1 protein-coding gene is annotated in these 269 nt (G+C 44.6%); it reads left to right on the top strand.

Annotated features, from left to right (window positions below):
* On the top strand, positions 1 to 269 hold a 269-nt coding region (locus HMPREF2686_RS00475; protein WP_148130187.1), incomplete at both ends, for an LPXTG cell wall anchor domain-containing protein.

Genomic DNA, 269 nt, shown 5'->3' with positions numbered 1-269 from the left:
ACCGATGAGCCTAAGACTACTGTAACGACTACACCTGAGACTCCTGATACAACTGTTTCAACAGAGGAGCCTAAGTCTACTACTTCATCTTCAACAGAAAATCCAAATAAACCTAGTCATTCTGGTACCACAACGACACCAAGTGCGCCTGGTTCAAATGGTGGAAACAATGGTGGACGTCGCAAACCGCTTCTTCCAAATACAGGTGAAGTTGTTGCATCTGGACTTGTCTTCTCAGGAATTCTTGTCTTAGCAGGTGCTGTTGGAAT

Source organism: Streptococcus sp. HMSC057G03, from assembly GCF_001808745.1.
Classification (GTDB): domain Bacteria; phylum Bacillota; class Bacilli; order Lactobacillales; family Streptococcaceae; genus Streptococcus; species Streptococcus parasanguinis_Z.
This window is presented reverse-complemented; position numbering and strand designations above follow the sequence as displayed.